The organism is Agrobacterium vacciniicorymbosi (assembly GCF_040427045.1).
GTDB lineage: Bacteria > Pseudomonadota > Alphaproteobacteria > Rhizobiales > Rhizobiaceae > Agrobacterium.
In genome coordinates, this window is sequence record NZ_JBETMF010000004.1 from 334,826 (window position 1) to 344,209 (window position 9,384).

The 9,384-nt window shown below is 58.5% G+C and carries 7 protein-coding genes; 5 read left to right on the top strand and 2 right to left on the bottom strand.

Annotated features, from left to right (window positions below; all coding sequences use genetic code 11):
- Positions 1-64: 64 nt before the first annotated feature.
- Positions 65-361, bottom strand: coding sequence for a co-chaperone GroES (groES, locus tag ABUK73_RS09215; RefSeq protein WP_045229730.1), 297 nt, complete (start codon positions 359-361; stop codon positions 65-67).
- 170 nt (positions 362-531) lie between these two features.
- On the opposite strand from groES, the gene chrA reads away from it, so the two are divergent.
- Entirely contained in the window at positions 532-1,854 is a 1,323-nt protein-coding gene (gene chrA / locus ABUK73_RS09220; protein ID WP_353577004.1) for a chromate efflux transporter, read from the top strand.
- A gap of 32 nt (positions 1,855-1,886) precedes the next feature.
- Here chrA and ABUK73_RS09225 read toward each other — a convergent pair whose 3' ends face one another.
- Positions 1,887-2,996 carry an acyltransferase family protein gene (locus tag ABUK73_RS09225; protein ID WP_353577005.1) on the bottom strand — a complete coding sequence of 370 codons (1,110 nt, stop codon included), beginning with the start codon at positions 2,994-2,996 and terminating at the stop codon, positions 1,887-1,889.
- A gap of 212 nt (positions 2,997-3,208) precedes the next feature.
- Between ABUK73_RS09225 and ABUK73_RS09230 the strand changes: the two genes are divergently transcribed.
- From ABUK73_RS09230 to ABUK73_RS09245, 4 genes are all read left to right on the top strand, one after another.
- Complete coding sequence (locus ABUK73_RS09230) at positions 3,209-4,057, top strand: TIGR01459 family HAD-type hydrolase (RefSeq protein WP_353577006.1); 849 nt, start codon at positions 3,209-3,211, stop codon at positions 4,055-4,057.
- A gap of 28 nt (positions 4,058-4,085) precedes the next feature.
- Positions 4,086-5,066 (top strand): bifunctional riboflavin kinase/FAD synthetase, encoded by a 981-nt coding sequence (locus tag ABUK73_RS09235; RefSeq protein WP_353577007.1) that lies wholly within the window; start codon positions 4,086-4,088, stop codon positions 5,064-5,066.
- 277 nt (positions 5,067-5,343) lie between these two features.
- The gene (ileS, locus tag ABUK73_RS09240) at positions 5,344-8,301 is read left to right on the top strand and encodes an isoleucine--tRNA ligase (protein ID WP_353577008.1); all 2,958 of its coding nucleotides are present in this window, start codon (positions 5,344-5,346) and stop codon (positions 8,299-8,301) included.
- Between the two features lie 228 nt (positions 8,302-8,529).
- Positions 8,530-9,156: a hypothetical protein gene (locus tag ABUK73_RS09245; RefSeq protein WP_353577017.1), complete on the top strand. Its 627-nt coding sequence runs from the start codon at positions 8,530-8,532 to the stop codon at positions 9,154-9,156.
- The last annotated feature ends 228 nt before the right edge of the window (positions 9,157-9,384 follow it).

Here is a 9,384-nt window from a genome sequence, read left to right on the forward strand (position 1 = left end):
GGTAGAAAACTCCCGGGCTCATTGCCCATTGGTTGTCATGTAAGGATGAGAAAACCGGCTTAAATCAGCCGATAACGCCCATGATGTCGGATTCCTTCATGATCAGAAGGTCTTCGCCGTCGAGCTTGACTTCGGTGCCGGACCACTTGCCGAACAGCACGCGGTCGCCAGCCTTGACGTCCAGAGGAACGAGCTTGCCGCTATCGTCGCGAGCGCCGGTGCCAACAGCGACGATTTCGCCTTCCTGTGGCTTTTCCTTGGCGGTATCAGGAATGATGATGCCGCCCTTGGTCTTTGCTTCAGACTCAACGCGACGGACTACGACGCGGTCATGCAGCGGACGGAATGTTGTGCTTGTCATTAGTCTAATCCCTCGATCAAATGACCTGTACGAACCCATCAAAGGTCCGCGTGATAAGTGTTAGCACTCCTCATTGGAGAGTGCTAGCGAGGCAGAGATAGGGCTGTGCCTGTGGTGAGTCAAGAACGCCCTGTCGGAAATATTTCATGTAAAATGGTTATCAGCGGTTCATGACAGATATTATAAACCCGCCACCCGCAGCCAAACCGTCTCTCGCCGAGCTCACATCCGTCTTCGCCCGCATAGGCTGTCTCAGCTTCGGCGGTCCCGCCGGACAGATCGGCATGATGCACCGTGTGCTGGTGGATGAGAAACGGTGGGTGTCTGAAGCCCGCTTCATGCATGCGCTGAATTATTGCATGCTGCTGCCGGGTCCGGAGGCGCAGCAACTGGCTACCTATATCGGCTGGCTCATGCATGGCGTGCGGGGCGGTATCGTTGCGGGGACGCTGTTCATCCTACCGGGCTTCTTCGCCATCGTGGGACTTGCCGCGGCCTATTGTCTTTATCAGGATACGCATTGGCTGCCCGGTCTTTTGTTTGGCCTCAAAGCCTGCGTGCTGGCCATTGTCATCGAAGCCTTGATCCGGGTGGCGAAACGGGCGCTGGTCAGCCGTTTTCTGGCTGGCATCGCAGCCGCAGCCTTCATTGCGCTTTTCGTTTTCGGCCTGCCGTTTCCGCTTGTCATCTTCGCGGCGGGTCTGATCGGCTTTCTGCGCCCGCGTCATGCCGCCGTTGAATTAAGCGAGACGGATGCGGAGACGACACCGGTCACGCTTTTCTCTCGGGTGAAAGGGCTCGTGTTGGGGCTGGTGATATGGCAAATCCCGCTGGCGCTGATTTTCCTTTTCTCCGCGCCGGAAACGCTGGCGACCTTGCAAAGCTTCTTTTCGCGCATGGCGGTCGTCACCTTCGGCGGGGCCTATGCGGTGCTGGCCTATGTCGCGCAGGTGGCGGTGGAGACCCATGGCTGGCTTTCCCCCGGCGAAATGCTGGATGGTCTGGCACTGGCCGAAGCCACGCCCGGGCCTCTGGTGCTGGTGCTGCCCTATATCGGCTTTCTGGCCGGCTTTCGCCATGCAGAGTGGCTGGACCCGATGGTGGCAGGCGTTCTGGGCGCGACGGTCACGGCGTGGGCGACATTCGTGCCGAGCTTCATCTTCATTTTTCTTGGCGCACCCTATGTCGAAAAGCTGCGCAATAATCGCGCTCTGTCGTCTGCGCTTTCGGCAATCACGGCAGCGGTCGTGGGTGTCATCCTCAACCTCTCTATCTGGTTTGGACTGCATGTGCTGTTTGGCGAGGTCAAGCGCATCGCTGTTCCGCTAAGCTTCGGCCCCGGCATATCCTGGCCGGTCTGGAATACGCTCGATCCCATCGCGACCGGACTGCTGGTCCTGTCTCTGCTGATGCTCATGCGCTGGAAAGTCGGCATGGTGCCGGTGCTGGTGCTTGGCATAGCAGGCGGCGTTCTTCGGCTCTGGCTGATGTGATGTGCCGCCGCAGGAGGTGGCGGCACATCTGATTACTTTCCTTCGACAGCAGGCCGCATCGTTGCCGCAGAGGGTGTGCGGTGCGTCTTCGACCGGTAGAATGGCCGCTCCACATATTTATGCGCGAGGTAGGAGAAGGGGATGGCTGTGGCGAAGGTGAGCGCCGCCAGCATGGCGAAATAGGTAGCCTGGCTGAAGCCCTGATCGTTCAGCACATACATCCAGCCGTAAAGCGGGATCATGTGCAGCAGATAGAGCGAGTAGGAGACGGTGCCCAGGAACATCATGGCGGGGTGCTCCAGAAACATTGCCACGAACCCCTTCTTGCGTCCCTTGTCGCGTACCATGATTGCGCTGGTGAAGACGAAAATCCACGCGCCGATGGCCAAATCGAAATAACCGACAATGGCGGCCAGCGGCAAAACGACTGGCGGCGACATGAAGGGCTGGTCGTCCCAGCGCATTTTCCAGAGATAATAACTGGCGATGCCCGCCGCAAAATAGATGGCGTAGTTGGCGAGGATCGCCCCATTCGGCCAATGGCGGAAATACCAGACACCGATAACGGAGACCGCAAGGAAGCCGACGCGCACCAGATTGCTGGAATGGTGAAGGCACCAGAAGGCCAGCGGTGCAATCAGGTAGAACTGGAACTCGGTGGAAATATTCCAGGCCTGACCCAGAAACGCATAGGCACCCAGCGGCAGCCAGCTATCGGGAATGATGCCATGCAGCATGGTCATATGGGCAAGCGTGTTCATTTCCCAGTTCTCGAAGCTGCGGTTGAGAATGGCGATGCGGCCCGCATTGCGCACGCTCTGGAAATCGGCTGTGTGCAGTGCCTGATAGGCGATCCAGGCGAAGGCAATCGACAGGAAAAACGCGAAAATATAGACGGGATAAATGCGTTTGATGCGTCGGGTTATGTAAGTCGAATAGTCTTCCGACAGCGAGGACATCATGACGAAAATCACGAAACCGCTCATGATGCAGAAGATTTGCACGCGGATTTTCTCGTTGATCAGGGGTTTCAGCGCACCCATGCTGTCCGGATCAATACCGGCTGCGGGCAGCAGGTGAACCAGAACAACCCATGCGGCCAGAAGACCACGAAGACCCTCGAGTTGGTCAATTCTCTTCATCGATGGCTCCTCGGTAGAGTAAGCCAGCCCCGCCCTATAAAAACACGTCAGACGTGCGATCACAACATGTTGCAGTGCAAAAAGGCGAACTCGGCTCTCTGCGACTTTGGTCGGCGAGACTCGTTTTTGCTTGTAATCGGCGTGCCGGTTTGCCATGTCACGCCCATGCATTTTTGAAAAATCTGGCAGTTTTGAAAGTCTGGAAGCATCTCATGGCCCACCGCATTTCCACCCTTGGCGAAATCACAGATCGGTTCGACGTTGTTCTTTCCGATGTCTGGGGTGTGCTGCACAATGGCGTAAGCGCCTTTCCGGATGCGGCCATCGCGCTGGAAGCGGCGCGCAAGGCGGGCAAGACGGTGGTGCTCATCACCAACTCCCCACGCCCGGCCCCCGGCGTCATCACGCAGCTGCGCGCGCTGGGCATTCCCGATACCGCTTATGATCGCATCATCACCTCGGGCGATGTAACGCGTACCTTGATTTCGCAGGGTCCGAAAAAAGTCTTCCTGCTGGGGCCTGAGCGCGACATGCCGCTGCTGGAAGGTCTCGACATCGAAGTGGTGCCGGAAACGGAAGCAACCGCTGTCGTCTGCACCGGCTTTTTCGATGATGAAACCGAAACCCCGGAAGATTACACGGATATGCTCAAGGGCTTCGTTGCCCGCGGCGTGCCGATGATCTGCGCCAACCCCGATCTGGTGGTGGAACGTGGCGAGCGCATCATTCCCTGCGCCGGCGCCATGGCCGCTTATTTCGAGCAGCTGGGCGGCGAGGTCCGCATTGCCGGCAAGCCGCATGCGCCGATCTACGAAGCCTGTCTGGCTGCCGCGAAAGACGTGCGCGGCGCGTTCACCAAGGATCGCGTTTTGGCCATCGGCGATGGCATGCCGACGGATGTCAAAGGCGCCATCGATGCGGGCCTGACGCTTCTCTATATCAGCGGCGGCATTCATGCGGCGGAATATACGTTGAACGGCGAGACTGACGAGGCCCTGCTGAATGCCTACCTCAAGGGCCAGAACGCGGCACCCGGCTGGTGGATGCCTCGTTTGGCTTGAAGCACTGGCTTGAAAACAGAGTTTGCCCATGACCGTTTTTCACCGCAATGAAAAGAAGGAGCCGCTGCCCGACAATTTGAAGGGCGGCGTCATCGCCATTGGCAATTTCGACGGCGTGCATCGCGGCCACCGCGCAGTGCTGGACCATGCGCTGGAGCTTGCCGCCTCCCGCAACGTTCCGGCACTGGTGCTGACATTCGAGCCGCATCCCCGCACGGTCTTTCGTCCAGAAACGCCTGTGTTTCGGCTCACGCCAGCGTCCGTCAAGGCGCGGGTGCTGGAAGCGGAAGGGTTCAACTCCGTCATCGAATACCCGTTCGACAGGGATTTTTCGCAGCGCTCGGCGGAAGATTTTGTCAAATCCATTCTGGTCGATTGGCTGGGTGCCAGCGCCGTCGTGACCGGCGTGGATTTCCACTTCGGCAAGGGACGCGAAGGCGGTCCGGCCTATCTGATGGCGGCGGGCAAACGGCACGGTTTTGATGTGATGCTGATCGATTCCTTCCGCGATGAGGGTGCGGAAGTTGTCTCCTCCAGCCGCATCCGGGACTTGCTGGCTGAGGGCGATGTGGCCGGTGCCGCTGGCCTGCTGGGTTATCGTTACACGGTCGAGGCCGAAGTCATCGGCGGGCAGAAGCTCGGCCGCACGCTGGGTTACCCCACCGCCAACATGGCGTTCCCGCCGGAAACGGAACTGAAACCTGGAATCTATGCCGTGCGCTTCCGCCGCCCCGATGGCACGCTTCATGATGGTGTTGCCAGCTTCGGCTACCGCCCTACAGTCACCGACAATGGCGCGGCCCTTCTTGAAACATTCGTCTTCGATTTCTCCGGCGATCTTTATGGCGAAATCTGCGCTGTCTCCTTCTTCGGCCATCTGCGGGACGAGTTGAAATTCGACGGGCTGGAGCCGCTGGTGGCGCAGATCAAGCGCGACGAGGAAGAGGCGAGGGCGCTGCTGTCAGGCGTAACGCCGCTCAGCGAGCTGGATGCGAAAATCGCTTTTTGATGGTTGGTGTCGGATTTGGCGACAGACATGAGCATTCAAACCGACAAACCTCTTCCTTTTTGCCGGAAAAACGCATAAACAACCGGCATGTACCAATTTCGGTTGACGTTCATTTCCCGAATTATTGGCCCGGCCTTTCGCGCGCAGTAAGCAGCCGAAAGGTCCGGGATTTCGGCGCTTGCCGCAAGCGCCTCTCCGCTTTGCCTCTCTTGCACTCAAGACGGCGCAACCCTGAAATTCTTTGTCAATTTCGGGCACGCCGCATAACGGTATGATCATGAACGACACCGCACAAACGATCGACTATTCCACCACGCTGTACCTGCCGCAGACGGATTTCCCCATGCGCGCCGGTCTGCCCCAGAAGGAGCCGGAAACGGTTGCCCGCTGGCAACAGATGGGTCTTTACAAGAAGCTGCGCGCCTCCGCTGCCGGTCGCGAAAAATTCGTGCTGCATGATGGCCCTCCCTATGCCAACGGCAACATCCATATCGGCCACGCGCTGAACAAGATCCTCAAAGACGTCATCACCCGCTCGTTCCAGATGCGCGGTTTCGATGCCAACTACGTCCCCGGCTGGGATTGCCACGGCCTTCCCATCGAGTGGAAGATCGAGGAAGCCTACCGCGCCAAGGGCAAGAACAAGGACGAGGTCCCGATCAACGAATTCCGTCAGGAATGCCGTGAGTTCGCGGCTGGCTGGATCGAAAAGCAATCCGCCGAATTCAAGCGTCTCGGCATCGAGGGCGATTTCGAGCAACCCTACACGACCATGAACTTCCACTCGGAAGCCCGCATCGCTGGCGAACTGCTGAAGATCGCCAAGAGCGGCCAGTTGTACCGTGGGTCGAAGCCGGTCATGTGGTCGGTTGTCGAGCGCACGGCTTTGGCTGAGGCCGAGGTTGAGTACCACGACGTTGAAAGCGATACGATCTGGGTGAAGTTCCCTGTTGCTGAATACACTGTGATGTTCGATCCCGAAGATACAGAATCGGTAGCTAGAAAAGATCGTCTCAGAGCGGATCTTTACGACGCCAAAGTCGTCATCTGGACGACTACGCCTTGGACAATCCCAGGCAACCGAGCGATCTCTTTTTCTTGGAATATAGAGTATGGTCTCTACGAAGTGACTGCTGCTGCCAATGAATTCGGCCCTCAGCCCGGTGAGAAGTTGATCTTTGCTGACAAACTAGCGGCTGATGCATTCGCTAAGGCAAAGTTGGAGTTCAAGCGTCTTTATGGTCTCAAGGCTGTCGATCTTGCAAACATCGTCTGCTCGCATCCGCTGGCGAACATGGGTTATAAATTCAAGGTACCGATGCTTGCCGGAGATCATGTGACCGATGATGCTGGCACTGGCTTTGTGCACACTGCGCCTGGCCATGGCCGAGAAGACTTTGATGCGTGGATGGGGAATGCTAAGGCGCTCGCCGAATTGGACATCGAGACCAAAATCCCGTTCACCGTTGGCGACGATGGTTTCTACACCGAAGACGCTCCCGGTTTCGGCCCATCTGCTGAAGGCGGTGCTGCGCGCGTCATGGACGATAACGGCAAGAAGGGTGATGCAAACGAGCGTGTCATCAAGGCGCTGATCGCGGCCAACAACCTGTTTGCCCGTGGCCGCTTGAAGCACAGCTATCCGCATAGCTGGCGCTCCAAGAAGCCGGTCATCTTCCGCAACACGCCGCAGTGGTTTGTCTATATGGACAAGGAACTGGGCGATGGCACCACGCTGCGCTCGCGTTCGCTTTCGGCCATCGACGATACCCGTTTCGTGCCAGCCGCTGGCCAGAACCGTCTGCGCGCCATGATCGAGAACCGTCCGGATTGGGTGCTGTCGCGTCAGCGCGCCTGGGGCGTCCCGATCGCCGTGTTCGCCGATGAAAAGGGCGAAGTGCTGCTGGACGAGGCCGTCAATGCCCGCATTCTGGAGGCCTTCGAAGCCGAAGGTGCGGATGCATGGTTTGCGGATGGTGCCAAGGAACGCTTCCTCGGCAACGACCACGATCACACCAAGTGGCATCAGGTGCGCGATATCCTCGACGTCTGGTTCGACTCGGGCTGCACGCACACCTTTACGCTGGAAGATCGCCCTGACCTGAAATGGCCAGCCGATGTCTATCTGGAAGGTTCCGACCAGCATCGTGGCTGGTTCCACTCGTCGCTGCTGGAAAGCTGCGCGACGCGGGGCCGCGCGCCTTACAACGCCGTCGTCACCCATGGTTTCACCATGGATGAGCAGGGGCGCAAGCAGTCCAAGTCTCTCGGCAACGTCGTGGCACCGCAGGACGTGATGAAGGAATCCGGCGCGGATATCCTGCGTCTGTGGGTCATGACCACGGATTACTGGGAAGACCAGCGTCTGGGCAAGGCCATCATCCAGACCAACATCGATGCCTACCGCAAGCTGCGCAATACCATCCGCTGGATGCTGGGCACGCTGGCGCATGACAAGGGCGATGACATTGCCTATGCCGATCTGCCGGAACTGGAACAGCTGATGCTGCACCGCCTGTCCGAGCTGGATCAGGTCGTGCGTGACGGCTACGATGCCTTCGATTTCAAGAAAATCACCCGCGCGCTGATCGATTTCGCCAATGTCGAGCTGTCGGCCTTCTACTTCGATATCCGCAAGGATGCGCTCTATTGCGACGCCCCGTCGTCGCTGAAGCGTCGTGCCTCGCTGTCGGTCATCGCAAAGCTGTTCGATTGCCTTGTCACATGGCTCGCACCCATGCTGCCGTTTACGACGGAAGAGGCATGGCTGTCGCGCTACCCTGATGCGGAATCGGTGCATCTCGTTCAGTTCCCGGAGGTTCCTGCGGAATGGAAGAACGAGGCACTGGAAGCCAAGTGGGATAAAATCCGCAAGGTCCGTACCGTCGTAACCGGCGCTCTTGAAGTGGAACGTCGCGAAAAGCGCATCGGCTCTTCGCTGGAAGCGGCTCCCGTCGTGCATATCGCCGATGCCGAGCTGATGGCAGCGCTGGACGGTCGGGACTTTGCGGAAATCTGCATTACCTCGGCCATCTCGGTTGTGGCTGGCGAAGGCCCGGCAGATGGCTTCCGCTTGAGCGAAGTACAGAAGGTATCGGTCGAGCAGAAGCTTGCCGAGGGGCGCAAATGCGCCCGCTCCTGGCGCATCACCACCGATGTCGGCTCCGATCCTGCGTTTCCGGACGTATCGGCCCGCGATGCTGTCGCGCTGCGTGAACTTGGCGTCAGTGCTTAAGAAAATGGCCGGATGAATTGCACTTTAGCCGTTCATCCGGTAAACCTGCCTGAAATTGGCCGGATTTTAGCATCAATGCGGGGCTACCGGTCGTCGGGACGGCTACAGCATCGGCCCGGAAATCGACTTCGATTTTCGGAATGCACGATGACTAGATTAATATAAAGAGCGCCCTGTGGGTGTCCGGTAAGGACGCACGGCGCTTGGGGCGGAAGGGTTTCAATGAGCATGACGCAGAGTTTTCGCATGTACGGCACCATTTTTGGCGCAGTATCTGTTTGCCTTGCACTAGGCGCGTGCACCAGCCCGACCTATGGCACGGGAAAGACATCGGCTGAACAGCTGGTGGATGACCTCGGCAGTGCCACCTCCATCACCGGCGATCAGAGCAAGCGCAACCTGAAATACAATCCGCGTCCCGGCCTCGTTGTTCCCGCCCAAGCCCGCGCCGAGCAGCTGGCACAGCCGCAGCAGAGCCTTGCCAACCGCGAGACCAACCCGCAATGGCCGGAAACCCCGGAAGAAGCCCGCGAACGCCTGCGTCAGGAAGCCGACGCCAACAAGGACAACCCACATTACCGCTCGCCATTGCTGGCCGGTAACGGCACGAACGGCCAGATGACCGAAAGCCAGAAATGGGAAGCCTTCCGCAAGGCCAAGGCCGATGCGCAGGGCGGCACCATCGTCAACAGCAATCAGCGCAAATTCCTGACCGACCCACCGGTCGAATACCGCAACCTGCCGCAGGATCAGCTTGCTGATCTGGGCGAGCCGGAAGCGAAGAAAGAAAAAGAGCGCAAGAAGAATGCCGCTATGGCGGGTACTGGCAAAAGCTGGTGGAACCCGTTCCAGTAAGGGTTGATGGGCGGCCGTGGCGATATTTATTGCCCAGCGCGAAAAGCTTTATAAAGGCCCACGCCCTTAACCTCCGTCATCCTCGGGCTTGACCCACTGCTGTCCGGTTTAATCTCACACCCATTGCATTACCATCTGGTCTTTGTGTCGGTTGGTGCTGGGTGGTGGTTTGAGAAGGCTGTCTGTTCGTTTGCGATGCATGAGGTTGGCGCGCACGAGGCGGGCGAA